This window comes from Petralouisia muris, assembly GCF_004793545.1.
GTDB classification, from domain to species: Bacteria; Bacillota; Clostridia; order Lachnospirales; family Lachnospiraceae; genus Petralouisia; species Petralouisia muris.
In genome coordinates, this window is record NZ_SRYA01000018.1 from 24,993 (window position 1) to 41,903 (window position 16,911).

At 45.0% G+C, this 16,911-nt stretch carries 17 protein-coding genes, 1 tRNA gene and 1 other RNA gene; 10 read left to right on the plus strand and 9 right to left on the minus strand.

What is annotated here, in order from left to right:
• Window positions 1-104 precede the first annotated feature (104 nt).
• From E5329_RS10420 to E5329_RS10440, 5 genes are all read left to right on the plus strand, one after another.
• Complete coding sequence (locus E5329_RS10420) at window positions 105-401, plus strand: carbon storage regulator (RefSeq protein WP_135989487.1); 297 nt, start codon at window positions 105-107, stop codon at window positions 399-401.
• A gap of 134 nt (window positions 402-535) precedes the next feature.
• Complete coding sequence (locus tag E5329_RS10425; RefSeq protein WP_135989488.1) at window positions 536-2,149, plus strand: flagellin N-terminal helical domain-containing protein; 1,614 nt, start codon at window positions 536-538, stop codon at window positions 2,147-2,149.
• A gap of 222 nt (window positions 2,150-2,371) precedes the next feature.
• On the plus strand, window positions 2,372-3,322 hold the full coding sequence (locus E5329_RS10430; protein ID WP_135989489.1) for a SpoIID/LytB domain-containing protein: 951 nt from the start codon (window positions 2,372-2,374) through the stop codon (window positions 3,320-3,322).
• A 101-nt stretch (window positions 3,323-3,423) separates the two neighbouring features.
• Entirely contained in the window at window positions 3,424-4,218 is a 795-nt protein-coding gene (locus tag E5329_RS10435; RefSeq protein WP_275443169.1) for a M23 family metallopeptidase, read from the plus strand.
• A 255-nt stretch (window positions 4,219-4,473) separates the two neighbouring features.
• Window positions 4,474-4,740 (plus strand): GIY-YIG nuclease family protein, encoded by a 267-nt coding sequence (locus tag E5329_RS10440; protein WP_135989490.1) that lies wholly within the window; start codon window positions 4,474-4,476, stop codon window positions 4,738-4,740.
• A gap of 82 nt (window positions 4,741-4,822) precedes the next feature.
• On the opposite strand, the gene trhA is transcribed toward E5329_RS10440, so the two are convergent.
• Window positions 4,823-5,488 carry a PAQR family membrane homeostasis protein TrhA gene (trhA, locus tag E5329_RS10445; RefSeq protein ID WP_135989491.1) on the minus strand — a complete coding sequence of 222 codons (666 nt, stop codon included), beginning with the start codon at window positions 5,486-5,488 and terminating at the stop codon, window positions 4,823-4,825.
• A 278-nt stretch (window positions 5,489-5,766) separates the two neighbouring features.
• Here trhA and E5329_RS10450 point away from each other — a divergent pair, with 278 nt between their 5' ends.
• Complete coding sequence (locus tag E5329_RS10450; protein WP_135989492.1) at window positions 5,767-7,359, plus strand: DEAD/DEAH box helicase; 1,593 nt, start codon at window positions 5,767-5,769, stop codon at window positions 7,357-7,359.
• Window positions 7,360-7,638: 279 nt separating this feature from the next.
• Here E5329_RS10450 and E5329_RS10455 read toward each other — a convergent pair whose 3' ends face one another.
• The 5 genes from E5329_RS10455 to tadA form a co-directional block, all read right to left on the minus strand.
• The gene (locus E5329_RS10455) at window positions 7,639-8,181 is read right to left on the minus strand and encodes an NADH peroxidase (protein ID WP_135989493.1); all 543 of its coding nucleotides are present in this window, start codon (window positions 8,179-8,181) and stop codon (window positions 7,639-7,641) included.
• Between the two features lie 107 nt (window positions 8,182-8,288).
• On the minus strand, window positions 8,289-8,744 hold the full coding sequence (locus E5329_RS10460) for a Fur family transcriptional regulator (protein ID WP_135989494.1): 456 nt from the start codon (window positions 8,742-8,744) through the stop codon (window positions 8,289-8,291).
• A 105-nt stretch (window positions 8,745-8,849) separates the two neighbouring features.
• Entirely contained in the window at window positions 8,850-9,299 is a 450-nt protein-coding gene (locus E5329_RS10465) for a hypothetical protein (RefSeq protein ID WP_135989495.1), read from the minus strand.
• A gap of 41 nt (window positions 9,300-9,340) precedes the next feature.
• Window positions 9,341-9,602: signal recognition particle sRNA large type (ffs, locus tag E5329_RS10470), an RNA gene on the minus strand.
• 32 nt (window positions 9,603-9,634) lie between these two features.
• On the minus strand, window positions 9,635-10,123 hold the full coding sequence (gene tadA, locus E5329_RS10475) for a tRNA adenosine(34) deaminase TadA (protein WP_135989496.1): 489 nt from the start codon (window positions 10,121-10,123) through the stop codon (window positions 9,635-9,637).
• Between the two features lie 65 nt (window positions 10,124-10,188).
• On the opposite strand from tadA, the gene E5329_RS10480 reads away from it, so the two are divergent.
• Entirely contained in the window at window positions 10,189-10,785 is a 597-nt protein-coding gene (locus tag E5329_RS10480) for a GNAT family N-acetyltransferase (protein ID WP_168356579.1), read from the plus strand.
• Here the strand turns inward: E5329_RS10480 and E5329_RS10485 are convergent.
• Together E5329_RS10485 and E5329_RS10490 are read right to left on the minus strand one after the other, a co-directional pair.
• The gene (locus E5329_RS10485) at window positions 10,739-12,040 is read right to left on the minus strand and encodes a DUF6128 domain-containing protein (protein WP_135989498.1); all 1,302 of its coding nucleotides are present in this window, start codon (window positions 12,038-12,040) and stop codon (window positions 10,739-10,741) included. The genes E5329_RS10480 and E5329_RS10485 overlap by 47 nt on opposite strands.
• A gap of 65 nt (window positions 12,041-12,105) precedes the next feature.
• Window positions 12,106-12,744 carry a DUF5105 domain-containing protein gene (locus E5329_RS10490; RefSeq protein ID WP_135989499.1) on the minus strand — a complete coding sequence of 213 codons (639 nt, stop codon included), beginning with the start codon at window positions 12,742-12,744 and terminating at the stop codon, window positions 12,106-12,108.
• Between the two features lie 148 nt (window positions 12,745-12,892).
• On the opposite strand from E5329_RS10490, the gene E5329_RS10495 reads away from it, so the two are divergent.
• Entirely contained in the window at window positions 12,893-13,816 is a 924-nt protein-coding gene (locus E5329_RS10495) for a helix-turn-helix domain-containing protein (protein ID WP_135989500.1), read from the plus strand.
• A 174-nt stretch (window positions 13,817-13,990) separates the two neighbouring features.
• Here the strand turns inward: E5329_RS10495 and E5329_RS10500 are convergent.
• Window positions 13,991-14,079 (minus strand) — tRNA-Ser (locus E5329_RS10500).
• 148 nt (window positions 14,080-14,227) lie between these two features.
• Here E5329_RS10500 and E5329_RS10505 point away from each other — a divergent pair.
• Window positions 14,228-15,301, plus strand: coding sequence for a 6-phosphofructokinase (locus E5329_RS10505; RefSeq protein ID WP_135989501.1), 1,074 nt, complete (start codon window positions 14,228-14,230; stop codon window positions 15,299-15,301).
• A gap of 2 nt (window positions 15,302-15,303) precedes the next feature.
• The gene (gene dnaX, locus E5329_RS10510) at window positions 15,304-16,887 is read left to right on the plus strand and encodes a DNA polymerase III subunit gamma/tau (RefSeq protein ID WP_135989502.1); all 1,584 of its coding nucleotides are present in this window, start codon (window positions 15,304-15,306) and stop codon (window positions 16,885-16,887) included.
• Window positions 16,888-16,911: the final 24 nt, after the last annotated feature.

Below are 16,911 nucleotides of genomic sequence, written 5' to 3' on the forward strand. Positions count from 1 at the left end.
CAGTTTTAAAACCACTGAAAAATGTGCCGGGCTAATGCAACCTTTGTTAATAAAAGGTTGCATGCTCACATCAGGAAAATGAAAGAAAACAGGAGGTTATAAGGATGCTGAAACTAACTGTAAAACCAGGAGAATACGTACTGATTGGAGAAGATATCAAGATTGTATTTACCGGCGGAAGTTCTAATAATCTGAGGATTTTGGTAGATGCGCCCAGGAAGTATAACATTGCCAGAAGCGATGCGCTGGAGCGTTATGGAATGGCAGCGGAGCCTGGGAATGAGGTAAAGCATTACCGGGACAGAGAGCTTTCCCCGGAAGCAAAGGAAAAGATCAGACAGATTCTTATGGCGGAGCGCAGGCAGGCGAGAAAGATGCAGAACAACTCTCAGAATCCATAATTTTTTGTAATGGAACGCAGGCTGCAGAAAAAATGCTGAATCTTTAATGCTTTCGCTTCACAGGAAAAAACAGCATCAGGAAACGGGGCGCAAACGGATTTGCGCAGTACCATGAAAACAAGGAGGAAAACAATATGGTAGTACAACACAATTTACAGGCAATGAACGCCAACAGAATGTTAGGAATCACAACAGGGCAGCAGTCGAAATCTACGGAGAAATTATCATCCGGCTACAAGATTAATCGTGCAGCAGATGATGCAGCAGGTTTGACAATTTCTGAAAAGATGAGAAAACAGATCCGCGGCCTGGATCGGGCGTCTACGAATGCAGAAGATGGTATTTCCTGCGTGCAGACAGCAGAAGGCGCGCTGACAGAAGTGCATTCCATGCTGCAGCGTATGAATGAACTGGCAGTTCAGGCAGCCAACGGAACCATGTCTGAGGATGACAGACAGGCGGTTCAGGATGAAATTGATCAGCTTGTAACAGAGATAGACCGTGTTTCCGAAACGACAAAGTTCAATGAAATTTATCTGTTGAAAGGAAAAGAAGGAACAGAGAAAACAGAAACCATTGTAACCTATAAGTTTGAGCTTACCCAGGCTGCAAAAGATGCTCAGAAAGGTACATTGGGACTGACAACAGCAGGCCAGAATGCTTTGTTTGGCGCAGGCCAGACAACTGCAATAAGCGGAGCCACAGCAGCGGCAGGAGCTTCCATGGCATTGAATGCCACTGCGCTTGGTACGAATAAACTTTTTGTAAGTCCTACTGGCTCAGGTCAGACAGGTACAGACCATGTAGAGGTAACGGATGCAAATTTGGCAACATATTTTGACGTTGCAGATGACGGCACAGTTACAGCGAAAACAGGATTAACCTTTGTAACGGCAGGAAATATTACATTGGCAAATGCAGGCGGCGGAACGACTTCTAACGGTACGGATGTAGTAACGGGCACTCCTGCATCGGCGGCTACAACCAGCGACATTGAAAAATATGTAGAAGTGGCAGAAGACGGAAGCCTGAAATACAAGGATGGTCAGATGCTTTACAGCGTTGCAGCAGATGCAGCAGGTGAATACGGCGATCAGCTGGAAAATACCAAGATTGCAGAAGCAGATTTAAGCACATACATTGAATCAAGCGCAAATCCGCTGGTTGACAGCACCGGAGCCAAAATTGACGATGTTTCAGTGTATTTTGAAAATGGCGTTTATAAAGGCGGAATTTTCAGAAATGATACAAACGGAAACTCTGTTGAAATTGGTGCAGAACAGATCAAAGATTACATTGACGTAAAAGAAAACAAGGTGGAAATCAAGACAGCTGATGCTTTGGAATTTAATCTTCATGTAGGTTCAGAATCTGATACCAGCAATAAGATTAAAGTGGAAATCAAATCTATGTCTGCAGGCAATATCGGCGTTGCAAAATTAAAAGGAACCGGCCTTATGACGGAAGACGATGCTACCAACGCAATTGATACCATTGCGGATGCAATCTCCATGGTTTCAAAACAGCGTTCTGCATTAGGGGCTGTTCAGAACAGACTGGAGCATACCATTGCCAATCTGGATAATGTGGTTGAAAACACCACAGCAGCAGAATCCCGCATCCGTGACGTAGATATGGCAGAGGAGATGGTAGAATACTCCAAGAATAATATACTGGCACAGGCCGGACAGTCTATGCTGGCACAGGCAAATCAGTCTACGCAGGGAGTTCTTTCGTTATTGGGATAATAAAATAATAGTTTGATTGATTTCCCTTATAATTTATAATCAGAGAGCCGGAAAACTGCAGAAACTGCGGATTCCGGTTTTCTGGCATGTGTCTTTTATCATTCATTGACAGATAGAATAATTCAGAGTATATTATTTATAGGAAAGCATTCAAAGGATTTCTCATGAAAATCCGCATATTTCCCCCTTTTCAGGCATAAAGTCAGAGAAGGGGGTGTCTTTTTGAAAGAAAAAATTAAAACATGCCTGGCAGTCTGCATTCTTGTTCTCACCGTGCCCTATGTGGTAACTCTGGTGTTTCAGGGCGGGGAGACAAGCACAGGAACCGAGATAATCCAGGAAGCATTGAAAGAAGGTTCCGCTGAAAACGAGGAAAATTCCGGCAATAAAATAGCGGATACGGAGTTGGATACAGAAGACTATCTTACAGGCGTCTTGGCAAAAGAAATTCCGCTGAGTTATCAGAAAGAAGCAGTCAAAGCCCAGGCAGTGATTGCCAGAACTGCATTGATCCTTGCTCTGGAAACAGAAGATAAGAAGCTTCCCGAATCTATGTCCAGAGAGGAAATGCTGGAATTGTGGGGGCAGGAGGGCTTTGAGAAGAATTATCAGTTATTGGAAGAAGCAGTGGAGGCCACAGAAGGAGAAATTCTGCTCTATGACGGGAAACCCATTCAGGCGGCATTTCACGCTGTCAGTGCCGGGAAAACCAGAAATGCGAAAGAAGCCCTTCAGCGGGAGGATGAGCCGTATCTGGCCGGTGCGGACAGTGAAATGGACATCCCCTCCCCGGATTTTCTAAAAGTTGTTTTTATGGAAAAAGAGGAATTTCTGAATAAATTAAAAGAAATTTCTCCAGAATCGGACATTACGGAAGCAAATCTTCTGGAAACTGTGTCTGTTACGGAACGGGATTCTGCAGACTATGCGGTTCAGGTAAAAGTAGGAGAACAAACCGTGACGGGAGAGGAATTCCGGGACTGCCTGAATCTGAATTCTGCCTGTTTCTATTTCAAGGAAGTGGAAAATAAAATCCGTATTGTTACAAAGGGCCTGGGGCACGGGCTGGGGCTCAGCCAGTATGGAGCCAATGAATTAGCCGCCGGCGGAAAAAACTATAAAGAAATTCTTCAGTATTACTATAAAGATATTACCATTGAAAAAAATAAATAAAATGCAGTGAAAATCTTTGAATTTTATTTCAAACCTGAATAATCCTTGTTTTTCCGGCAAGAATAAGAAGGAAAAAACAAACAGAAATGGAAGGTGACAGGATGAGAAATAAAAAATTTGCGGTATTTTTCAATCGGAAGTCTTATATTGTGGCTGCTGTGATTATGGTAGTGGCAGCCTTTGGTATGCTTGGCCTGTATTATGCCGGACAGGAACGGGAACAGGAAGAGCAGATGGCAAAAGAGCGTCAGCAGCAGATTCAGCAGGCAAGAGAAGAAGACGCCGCACGGGAACAGGCGGCGCAGGAAAAGGCAAAAGCCCAGGCAGCAGCAGAGGCTAAGGCCCGAATTAAGGAACAGGAAAAAGAGGAAGAAGAAACGGAAGAAGTATCCGGCATTATTGAACCGGTGGTGGAAGATGATTTCATGGATGAGCCGGAAGTAGTGGCAGAAACCAGCGCTCCGGTGGAGCCGGAGCTCCATTTTGACGCAGCGGCAGATTTAAGCTGGCCTTTACAGGGAAATGTTATTTTAAACTACAACATGGACCAGACGGTATATTTTGCAACGCTGGATCAGTATAAATATAATCCGGCAGTGATTCTTCAGGCGGCTGTCAATACGCCGGTGAATGCAGTGGCTTCCGGAACAGTGGCTTCCGTCGAAACCAGTGAAGAAACCGGGCTTACTATGACCGTGGATATGGGAGATGGATACAGTGCGCGGTACGGACAGCTGAAAGAGGTTCCCAAAAACCAGGGTGAATATGTGGAAAGCGGAGAAATTATCGGCTATATCAGCGAGCCTACCAAATACTACTCGGTGGAGGGCTCAAACCTTTATTTTCAATTAATGAAGGACGACCAGCCAGTGAATCCAATGGAATATCTGGAGTAGCGGCAGACATGAGAGTCCCGGAAGTGCAAAGAACGCAGTTCCGGGACAATTATTTCGCAGAATATAAAACAGGCACAGACTTTTGCATTTTCCATAATATAGAGTATAAGTAATGTGAAAATTCGCAGCACTGTTTCTCCTACCAGTTTTGGAATGTTGTCAGCTTGTACCCTATTGGAAAAATACCAGTTTTACTGTGCTGCTTTTGCATACAGGAGACTGCTTGCAGTCTCTGTACATAACAGGGGGCGACAGATGAAAAAGAAACAGAATATTACCTACATCCTCCGATGCAGTGACGGAACACTGTACACAGGATGGACCAATAATTTGGACAAACGTCTGAAGGAGCACAATGCAGGCCGAGGAGCCAGGTATACTAAAGGACGCAGGCCGGTGAAGCTGGCGTATCAGGAAATTCACGATACCAAGCAGGAGGCTATGCGGCGGGAAGCCCAGATCAAAAAAATGACCCGAAAAGAAAAAGAGAAGCTAATTGGGGAATATCAAAATAGTTTCTAAACCGTTCTTTAAGAACAGAGAATCAGAAACCGCCTCAACAATAAGCTGCGCATATTTCCAGAGGCGGTTCCAGTATCAGATTTTACATAACGGGCATATTTGCCACAAAACAGTACATCATAATAAAATGGCATACGCTGCCGCCCATCACAAAGAGATGGAAGATTTCATGGGAACCGAAATTCTTATGTCTGGAATTGAATATCGGCAGTTTCAGCGCATAAATAACGCCGCCAACTGTATAGATAATGCCTCCGGCCAGAAGCCATCCGAAGGCCTGAGGCGAAAGGGAATTGATAATCTGCGTAAAAGCCAGAACGCATACCCAGCCCATGGCAATATATAATAAGGAAGAAAACCATTTCGGGCAGGTAATCCAGAAGGCTTTCACCAGAATTCCCGCAAGGGCGATGCCCCAAACCAGAGCCAGAAGACTGTAGCCAGTGCGTCCGCCCAAAACGATCACGCACACTGGCGTGTAAGTGCCGGCAATAAGCACAAAAATCATCATGTGGTCAAGCTTTCTTAAAATCCGGTTGGTCTGTTCGGATAAATCCAGAGCATGATAGGTGGCGCTTGCGCCGTAGAGCAGAATCATGCTGATAATAAAAACCGCCAGAGAAATAATGTGAATGTTATCCGGATTGGTAGAAGCGCGGATCAGCAGCGGCATAGCGGAAAAGAGTGCCATCAGCATTCCAATAAAATGCGTAATAGAGCTTCCGGGATCTTTTAATTTGAATTTCATGGTAATATCTCCTCCTTTGAGTCATTCTTTTCAGTAAGGGTTCTGATGCTCATCCGTTTTACATAGAGGATGAATCCAGCACTAGTAATAGTATATGTAAGAGTAATAAAAATATTAACACATAGTAATTAAAACTATATTAAATGTAATCAAATACTACACCCTGGATGTATAAATGTCAATAGAAATGCAGGAAGTTTTTTGAAAATCGTTTGACAACCCTGTATTTCTCTGTTATGATTAGCAACAGGTTTGCAACAGAAAGTGAAAGGAAATATATGGAAACAGTAAGATTTGATGAATTAGATTTATATCCCCAGATATTGCGGGCAATTCGGGAGATGGGCTTTGAAGAAGCTACTCCTATTCAGAGCAAGGCCATTCCTGTGGTTATGGAAGGGGTAGATGTGATTGGACAGGCACAGACAGGAACCGGGAAAACAGCAGCATTCGGAATCCCGTTGCTGATGAAGGTGGATCCCCATAACAAGAAGACCCAGGCCATTGTACTCTGTCCTACCAGAGAACTTGCCATCCAGGTGGCCGAAGAAGTCCGCTGCCTTGCCAAGTATATGCATGGAGTGAAGGTGCTCCCGGTATACGGCGGACAGGATATTGTGAAACAGATCCGTTCCTTAAAGGGCGGTGCGCAGATTATCATTGGCACGCCGGGACGTGTGATGGATCACTTAAGGAGAAAGACCATTAAGTGTGAAGAAGTAGAGACGATTGTATTGGATGAGGCTGACGAAATGCTGAATATGGGATTTCGGGAAGATATTGAGACAGTGCTGGAGTACATTCCCGAGGAGCGGCAGACGGTATTGTTTTCTGCCACCATGCCCAAGCCGATTCTGGAAATTACCAAGAAATATCAGAAAAACGCCGTCACCATTAAGGTTGTGAAAAAGGAACTGACTGTTCCCAACATCGAACAGTATTATTATGATGTAAAGCGCAAGGATAAGGTGGAAGTGTTAAGCCGTCTTCTGGATGTGTACGATCCCAGGCTTTCTTTGGTGTTCTGCAATACCAAGCGCATGGTGGATGAGCTTACCAATGCACTGCAGGGCAGGGGATATTTTGCCGAGGGGCTTCATGGAGATATGAAGCAGATGCAGCGTGACCGGGTGATGAACCATTTCCGTAATGGAAAAACAGAGATTCTGGTGGCAACTGATGTAGCGGCCCGGGGAATTGATGTGGATGACGTGGAAGCGGTATTTAACTTCGATCTTCCCCAGGATGACGAATATTATGTACACCGCATTGGAAGAACCGGAAGAGCCGGGAGAACCGGACGCTCCTTTACTTTTGTCAAAGGAAAAGAAGTATATAAATTAAAAGATATCCAACGCTACTGCAAGACCAAGATTCTTGCTCAGAAAATACCCAGCATGGAAGATGTGGTGCAGGTAAGGCTGGAGAAAATCATGGATCGCATTGGCACAACTATTGAGGAAGAAGATCTGAGTTCAATGGTAAATATGATTGAGAAACAGGTAAATGAATCCGACTATACCGCCATGGACATTGCAGCAGCATTCTTAAAGCTGGCGCTTTTGGGTGAAGAAGAAAATGCCCAGAAGAGCATGGAGAACTTTGAGTTTGGCGATACAGGCGCAGAGGAAGGTATGGTTCGTCTCTTTATCAATATCGGCAAAAAGCAGCATGTACGGCCAGGAGATATCTTAGGAGCCATAGCCGGAGAGTCCGGGATGTCAGGAGATCTGGTGGGCGCCATTGACATGTATGATAAATATACCTTTGTGGAGGTGCCGCGAGAATACGGCAAGGAAGTGCTGCGGGCTATGAGCCATTCCAAGATCAAAGGGAAAAGCATTAATATAGAGCCTGCAAATCAGAAATAAAGGCGGCTGTCGGGAAATGACAGATTTTCAGCAATATATCTTGTGATTCTTTCGATGTCTCAACCATATATTGTGTATATATTTCATTTCCCGACAGCCCTTTTTTCTTAGAATTAATAACGGAATCAAGATATGTTTGTTTTTGGCGTGCTGCGGTTCACGAGACGGAAAAGTTACACACGAAATTACACAACCACTTAGGCAAAAAATAAGGGTGCATGGACTTTCATCCACACACCCTGAAATTGCTATAAATACTGATTTTATGCTGTTTTCAGCCTATCCAAAGTATCTCTTCAACAGACCTGCAAATGCCTTGCCATGTCTTGCCTCATCCCTTGCCATCTCATGTACGGTATCGTGGATTGCATCCAGGTTTGCAGCTTTCGCACGCTTAGCCAGGTCAGTTTTGCCAGCAGTAGCGCCGTTTTCAGCTTCTACTCTCATTTCCAGATTCTTCTTGGTGCTGTCAGTTACAACTTCACCTAATAATTCAGCAAATTTAGCAGCATGCTCTGCTTCTTCGTAAGCAGCTTTCTCCCAGTATAATCCGATTTCCGGATAGCCTTCTCTGTGAGCAACTCTTGCCATAGCCAGATACATACCAACTTCAGAACATTCTCCGTTGAAATTAGCTCTTAAGTCCTCGATGATATCTTCCGGAACGCCCTGAGCAACGCCAACTACATGTTCAGCAGCCCATGACATTTCTCCAGACTGCTCGGTAAATTTGGAAGCAGGAGCGTTGCACTGTGGACATTTCTCCGGAGCTGCATCTCCTTCATAAACATAACCGCATACATTACATACAAATTTTTTCATAATAGTTTCTTCCTTTCTATGTGTTTTAATTTAAATAAGCTAAGTAAAAATAGTAATTGTTACTGAAATTAAGATAGCATATCTTAGAAAGCCTGTCAAGAGATATTTTATGATTTTTCTGTTTTGGCTTTATGTTCCAGGTTATCGGCAGTTTCTTCCTCCTGGGGATTTGCCTCTTTTGATTCTTTTCCCAGGCAGGCTTTGCAGGTTCCCAGAAAGTATGCAATATGCCCTTCTATCCGGCCGTCAAATTCATTGCCTGCCAGAATATTGATATGATTAATATTTTCCAGCATTAAATCCATAACGCTGCCGCATCCCCTGCATAGTACATGGTAATGGGGGGCGGTGTTCCAGTCAAAACGGTCTGGTCCGATACCGGTGGAAATTTTCTGGATTTCTCCAACCTCCGTCAACAGAGCCAGGTTACGGTATACGGTTCCAAGACTGATATTTGGAAACTCTTTTTTCACATTTGTATAAACCGTTTCGGCAGTCGGATGATCCTGGCGGCCGGAAAGAAATTCCCTGATACACTCCCGTTGGCGGCTGTATTTCATCAATGGTCTTTCCTCCTGTGAATAATGATAATTATTATTGATTTCATTATAAATATAATCCCCAGCCGCAAAAAAGTCAAGGGCTGGGGATTTGTTTCCAAATATTTACTATGAATTTTTCTCATTTTCGGATTCCTCAGAATCAGAACTGCTGGAAAAAATACGGTAGTTTTCTTTTCCGGAAGGCAGGCTGATATATTTCTTGATGGCAAACAGAATTCCGATGCTTATAATGGTAAGAAGGTTTTCAATGACTGTAGTGTGATCCAATATCATATGGCGGGCCACAAGGAAAATTAAAACCTCTAATACTGTATCTGGGCTGGGCTGACAGAGCATCTTCAAAAACTCAATCCCAATCAGGATATTGAATACATAACCTACAAAGGTGAGAAAAGCTTCTTTGGAAAATCTGTCATTCCAATAATCCAGAAAAGAACTGCCGAGAGAGCAGCAGGCAATCAGAATGGCGGCCAGAACAATAAGAGCCATCAGAAGTTCCAGAAAATCACAGGAATCAAATAGGATGTTCCTGGCTTTATGCAGTAACTTTTTCAATGGAAATCTCCTTAACTGTTGCTAATTACGGATATCAAAAACCGAGCGCTTTGCTTTGAATCCTGACCATGGGCGTTACTTTTACAGTTAGCTCGGCCCAGGCACCCTTACGGCACATGAAAGGTTCTGCTTAGTGCTGCTTTGTTCCCAACCTGACACGGTTCACAGAGTTCCATTGCGTAAGACCCAGACGTCATCACCACTTATAAAAGGCAGCCCCACAGGCAAAAACCCGGGGCAAAGCATCACTCCAACTATAGCGGATTGTTGGTACAGGGCACCGCTAACGCCCCAGCTGCTCGGAGACTTAAGTATATCCTTTTTCAGAGGAAAAGTCAACTGTTCCGGAGGTTTTTGTCCGATTTCTTTTTTTGTTCCCGCAGATTTTTGAAGAATTCGCTGAGCATAGTGGAGCATTCCTCTTCTAATACGCCGCTTTCCAGTTCCACCTGATGATTAAAGGCCGGGATCTGCAAAACGTTCAGCACGGAACCGGCGCATCCGGCTTTGGGATTTCTGCTTCCGATGACGACTTTATCCATCCGTGCCTGCACTATGGCGCCGGCGCACATTTGGCAGGGTTCTAAGGTCACATACATGGTGCAGCCCTCCAGCCGCCAGTCCCCCAGCTTTTTGCTGGCTTTTTTGATGGCGGAAAGTTCCGCATGGGCCAGGGTGTTTTTGTCAATGTTTCTTCGGTTATATCCCCGGGCAATGATTTTTCCTTCTGATACGATGACGCATCCGATGGGGACTTCCTGTATTTTTTCTGCTTTTTTCGCTTCCCGGATAGCGGCTTTCATAAATTTTTCTTCCTGATTCATAGGCTCTCCTTCTGGACATCTGATCACTGTAAATGTTATTATATAAAAAAACAGGAGAAGTTACAATGGAAATGGCATATCAGACAGAACGTTTGGAACTCAAGATACTGGACGATACAGCATCCGCCAAGGTTCTTCAGTTTTATCAGGACAATCGGGAGATTATTGAAAAATATGAAACAGACCGGCCTCCGCAGTTTTACACAGATCAATTTCAGAAAATGCTGCTTCAGGGGGAGTATAATTTGGCAGTAAAGCAGAAATCACTTCGGTTTTGGGTTCAGGAACAGGGACAGCCGGATCGGATTGTCGGAACAGTATCTTTTCATAATATTAAGTATGGCTTTTATCAGTGCTGCGAGCTGGGATATAAATTTGACCAGAGATTCTGGGGCAGAGGGTATGCGACAGAAAGTATTTCCAAAGGAATTCAGGTGATATTCGGAGAGTTAAAGCTGCATCGGATAGAAGCCTGCGTGCTGCCTGGAAATACTGCGTCACAGAAGCTTTTGCTGAAGCTGGGATTTGAGTTTGAGGGAATAAAAAAGCAGAGCGTAAAGCTTCATGGAAGATGGAGAGACCATGAGCTGTACGCTCTGCTGTCAGAGGAAGAACCTATTCATTCAGATAGCGGTACCAGTAGCCAAATTCTCCGGTGTTGACAGGAACGGATTTTTCATTGCGGAATTCCGGAAATCCGAATAAAGTTGCCATCACCCGTTCGGGATTCTGGTAAACCCCTGGAATACCGATAAACCAGCGTTTCTTTCCGGCTTTTTCCGTGACGCCAAGAATCAGATAGCGGTAATTGAAAAAGCCGTGAAGGAGAAAACTGTTATTGCCCAGATACCAGTATTGTCTTGGAAGCAGCCGCAGATCTTTTAATTCCCACCGTACGCAGAGTGTCTTGTCATCCTCGGCAAAGGGGGTCATTACAGGATAATTTTCCATGATAAATTCCCATTTCAGATTCCAGTTTTCTGGCAAAGGCTCCAGCTTTGGAATGGATGGCAGGGGAATTCCGTTTTTTCCCTGGAATTTTTCCCGGGAGTTCGGAACAGCTTCTGCGGCGCTGAGATCCGGCGAAGCAGAAGGAGCGGAATTTGCCTGGGAGGAAGAATCCGTTGGTTCAGGCTGAGCGGCAGCCGAATTCCTAGCGGCAGATGCGTTTGCCGAACTTTGAGCGGTAGCGGGATTCTGAGCGGCAGATGCGTTTGCCGAACTTTGAGCGGCAGCGGGATTGTGAGCAACAGCCGGATTCTGAGCGGCAGCCGAACTTTGAGCGGCAGCGGGATTCTGAGCGGCAGATGCGTTTGCCGAACTTTGAGCAGCGGATGAATTAGCTGTATTCTGCTCTGCAGGGGCGTTTACACCGGAATTGGGTGCTGGTGAAGGCGTCGATCTGTGTGCTGTAGATCGATTTGCAGCAGATCCCTGCGGCAAGGAGCCATTTGCGCCAGACGGATGTGCAGATGGTTTTGGAGTTTCGTTTTCTGAGCCCTGGGATCCTGATTCCTTGGATGGATGCTTTGGTTCCACAAAATTCTTCCGGATAAATTCACTGTCATCCCATTGGCTGACAAACATGATTTCTTCAGACAGAGGAATAAAGATTCCCTTAATGTCGTCCAGAGAATACTCGCTGTCTGCCAGGGGTTCTCCTTTTAAAATGGTTTTAAAATCTCCATTGCCCCGGGGAAGCCCCATGGTTCCCAGCAGAATGCCGGGGTGCGTTCCGCGGTTTGAAGCATAGAAATACACCGGAGCAGAGGAAGTGTTGTGTCCGGTGTTTTTCATATGTATTTCAACGAGGCATTGGCCGCCCCGTTTTTCAATTTTGGCAAATCCGACATTGTGGCGTTTATTGCCATGTTCATATAAATAAAGATACGTAATCATTCGATGAAATTCAGACATTTTTGCACTCCCACAAAACTTTTTACATCTTATTCCGGTTCTGGGGAGGTTATGCATGATTTATATTATTTCTGGCCGGTGATCGCAAGAGCCAAATCGGAACCAAAAGAAGACATGTTGGCGGGAACCCAGGTATTATTCTGAATGACACAGTCAACCATAATATCTGTGGTTTTCTCAGAAGGCATTACATTCCGGTAAGCTTCTATCAGATTCTGGGTATAGACGTCCATCAGGAAAATATGCTGTTCTTCTGCAGTGGAAAAATTGCCCTGCTGTGCAGTTTCTTTGGCGTCATAATAAGCGTCTGCGTCCAGATCAAATTCATCAAAATAAGTGGTGTGAACCACAACCGTTGCTTTGCCTTCGGATTCTGAAACAATTTCTGCAGTGGCGCTCATTTTGGAAAGCGCGGTTTTCCTTGCCTCGCAAAGTTCATCTAAACTCTGTTCATCTATTTCCTGTCCGCTGGCGGCAAAGTTGGTGCGGATGGTTTCCTTCAGGGAAGCGTCGTAGGTTTCTCTGGCGGCGTTGATGTCTTCTTCTGTCATTCCCAGGGAGGTGATTCCTGTGGCGTCGCCAAGTATATACAGTTCATAAATTGCCTTGATGGAGTCGGCGGCGTTTTTTTTCGGTCCGCTGCAGCCGGGAAGAAAGGAAATACATAAGCAAATGCATATCAGAATGGAAAAAAATTTTTTCATGGAATAACCCTTTCTTTGATGTAATTAATTTTATTATATAGGCAAATAAAACAAAAGGCAAGAAAAAGAGAATTTAATCGGAGATTTGAGCATTTTTCGGACAGGCTGGAAAAATTGCCCTATAATGTAACAGGGGTGAGAGAAACGAATGGCTGTATACGAAATCGGCAATTATATTCACGATATGAGAGTGGAACGGGGATATTCTCAGGAAGAACTGTGCTTTGGAATCTGCTCCGTCGGCAATTTGTCTAAAATTGAAAATGGAATCCGTATGCCGAACCGGAAAACCGTAGAGGCGTTTACCCAGAGACTTGGCTGTAAGGAGGCATTCTTACAGTACTCCAGCAGAGAGGAAATGCAGCAAGTAGAGCTTTGCGGACAGATTGTGCAGAAAATCACAAACTACGAGTACGAAGGGTTAAAAGAGCTTGTTGATAAATTTGAGCATACCATTGCAGAAGAAGATATTTTGAATTCCCAGTACTGCCGTTTTACCAGAATTATGTTAAAACAGCAGGAAGAGGAAGACTGGGCGCAGGGCGTAAAGGAACTGAAGGATACCCTGCGGATGACCAAGCCGGATGGAATCGGGATGAAAGAGATTCTCAAGGGTCTGCTGACGTATAACGAGATTATAATACTGATTAATATTGCCCGGAATTATGGGAAGCTTGGAAAACGGGAGGAAGCGATAGAAATATTGTGCGGACTGAAGCATTACATGGATACCCATATTATGGATCAGGCCGAGAAGGCGCAGAAATATTTGCTGATTCTGTTTCGGCTTTCCAAACTTTTCCTGGAGAAGAAACAATATGCGGATGTGGTGGATTTGTGCAGTCAGGGAATCACGTTGAGCAGGCAAAACAGCCGTTTCTGCCTGTTTCCAAGATTTCTTATCAACAAGGGGCTGGCGTTGCTGGAGCTTAAGGAGGAAGAACGGGGCAAAGAGTTCTTGCGGAGAGGCTACGGAGCCTTTTACGCTCTGGGCAATGAAATGCAGTGTGAGAAGCTAAAAGCCTTTTTGAAAGAAAGATGGGAACCGGAATTTGGAGAGCATATTCTTTGAAATTTTCCTCAAAGTGCATGGACGGCCGGGACCGGCAGAGGTAAAATAGTATCAGGAGTACTTAATAAGGGGAAACATACTCTCAACAGCTCTGAAAAAAATCTTTGCAGCTGACCGGATATTGCGAGTGTTCACAGTATCCGGCAATGCAGGGATTTTTTTCGCTGTAAAAAACGGAGGAGGGGGGATTTGAACCCCCGCGCCGGGACTACCGACCTACTGGTGTTCGAAGCCAGACCCTTCAGCCGCTTGGGTACTCCTCCATGACGATACAATTATAACAGATTTTTTCAGAAATGCAACCGGAAAAGCAAGAAAAATCTTGTGATAGGGAAAATTATGAGATATAATATTTTCGGTAGGCACAGTTAGATTTCAGATTATTGAATATTGTAAAGGATGTGGAGAACAATGAAAAGAATTGGAATGTTGACAAGCGGTGGCGACTGCCAGGCGCTGAATGCAGCAATGCGCGGTGTAGTAAAAGGATTAAGCAAGAACGTAGAAGATTTGGAAGTATACGGTTTTTATGAAGGCTACAAAGGACTGATATACGGAAATTACCGTCTGCTTACCGGTTCTGATTTTTCTGGAATTCTTACAAAGGGCGGCACGATTCTGGGAACCTCCAGGCAGCCGTTTAAACTGATGCGGGTACCGGACGAGAAGGGTCTTGACAAAGTGGAAGCCATGAAACAGACTTACTACAAGCTGCGCCTGGATTGTCTGGTAATTCTGGGAGGAAATGGAACACAGAAGACAGCGAATCTTCTCAGGGAGGAAGGCCTGAATATCATCCATCTTCCCAAAACAATTGACAATGACATTTATGGTACGGATGTAACCTTTGGGTTCCAGAGTGCGATAGACATCGCCACAGACGCCATTGACTGTATCCATACCACGGCAGCTTCCCACAACCGGGTATTTATTGTGGAGGTTATGGGGCATAAGGTTGGCTGGCTGACCTTGTATGCAGGAATTGCAGGGGGCGCTGACATTATTCTGCTTCCGGAGATTCCCTATGATATTAATAAAGTGGTATCAGCCATTGCAGGAAGAAATAAAGCAGGAAAAGGATTTACCATTCTGGCAGTTGCAGAAGGAGCGATTTCCAAGGAAGATGCGAAGCTGTCCAAGAAAGATTTGAAAGAAAAGATGAAAAACAGGAAATATCCTTCTGTTTCCTATGAGGTGGCGGCAAGGATTGAAGAAAAGATCGGAAGCGAAGTGCGGGTGACCGTTCCCGGCCATACCCAAAGAGGCGGAAGCCCCTGTCCTTACGACCGCGTACTCTGTACCAGGCTGGGAGCGGCAGCGGCAAACCTGATTCTGAAAGAAGACTACGGTTATATGGTAGGCATGGTGAACGGAAATACAAAGAAGGTTCCGTTGGCGGACGTAGCTGGAAAGTTAAAGATGGTAGAGCCTAATTCTAAGATTATCAAAGAAGCAAAATTAATCGGCATCAGCTTTGGTGATTAAATATGTCGTATACTGCGTTATACCGCAAGTTCCGTCCCCGGGAATTTGAGGATGTCCGGGGACAGGAGCATATTGTTACAACATTGAAGAATCAGATTAAGGCAGGCAGAATCGGACATGCCTATCTGTTCTGCGGAACCAGAGGGACCGGAAAGACCACCATAGCCAAAATTTTTGCCCGGGCTGTCAATTGTGAGAATCCCGCAGAGGGAAGCCCCTGCGGCCAATGCGCTTCCTGTAAAGCCATTGCCGCAGGAAATTCCATGAATGTCATTGAGATTGACGCCGCTTCCAATAACGGTGTGGATAATATCCGGGAAATCCGTGAGGAAGTGGCGTATTCTCCGGCAGAAGGCAAATATAAAGTCTATATCATTGATGAAGTTCATATGCTTTCGATAGGGGCTTTCAATGCGCTGCTGAAGACCTTAGAAGAGCCGCCTTCTTATGTGATTTTTATACTGGCTACTACGGAAGCTCATAAGATACCCATTACCATACTTTCCCGCTGCCAGCGGTATGATTTTCGCAGAATTACCATTGACGTTATTTCAGAACGTCTGACAGAATTGATGGAAAAGGAGCAGGTGGAGGTGGAGCCGAAAGCGATCCGATATCTTGCGAAAGCGGCGGACGGCTCCATGCGTGACGCTTTAAGCCTTCTGGATCAGTGCATCGCATTTTATCTGGGGGAAAGCCTGACCTATGACCATGTACTGGAAGTGCTGGGAGCTGTGGATACAGAACTTTTTTCCAGAATGCTGAGGAAGCTTATAGCCAAGGATATTACCGGCGCCATTTCCCTGTTGGAAGAACTGATGATACAGGGGCGGGAACCGGGGCAGTTTGTGACAGATTTTACCTGGTATCTGAGAAATTTGCTTTTACTGCAAAGTTCTGATAATATGGAAGACGTGTTGGATATTTCCAGTGAGAATCTCTTGCTGCTGAAAGAAGAAGCGCAGATGGCAGAAGGAGAGCAGCTGATGCGCTATATCCGGATTTTTTCAGAGCTGTCCAATCAGATACGGTATGCGGTTCAAAAACGCATCATGATAGAAATTGCGCTGATTAAGCTGTGTAAGCCTGAGATGGAGCGGGATTATGGCTCTTTGATTCAAAGGATCTCTCAGTTGGAAGAGAAAATGGAGCAGGGGTATGTTTTGCATCCGCCCCAGGGAAAGGCTGCTGAGCAGACGGTTTATCAGGAGCAGGATACGACAGGACAAGAGCAGAATCAGCAATTGCCCAAAGCAGTTCCAGAGGACGTACGGCAGGTAGTGAAAAACTGGCGTTCCATCATTGAGGACTTGTCCGGAGGACTAAAGAACTATCTGAAATCCGCACATTTGAGCCTGGCGGGAGAGGGTCAGCTTCTGATTGTGTTAGAGGATGAGGTGGCGGAGGCGTTTGTGAATTCCCAGGCTCATATTCGGGAATTGCAGGAAGCCATAGCGGAAAAAACCGGCAAAGAGGTGGAAATTAAAGTCCGGTTCAATGAAACCGGCCAGCCCTTTGAAGCTTCTTATGTAGATCTTGGGAAAATCATAAATATGGAAATAACAATCGAAGATGAGGAAGAATAAAATCAGAAAGAAGTGCCCAGGGGC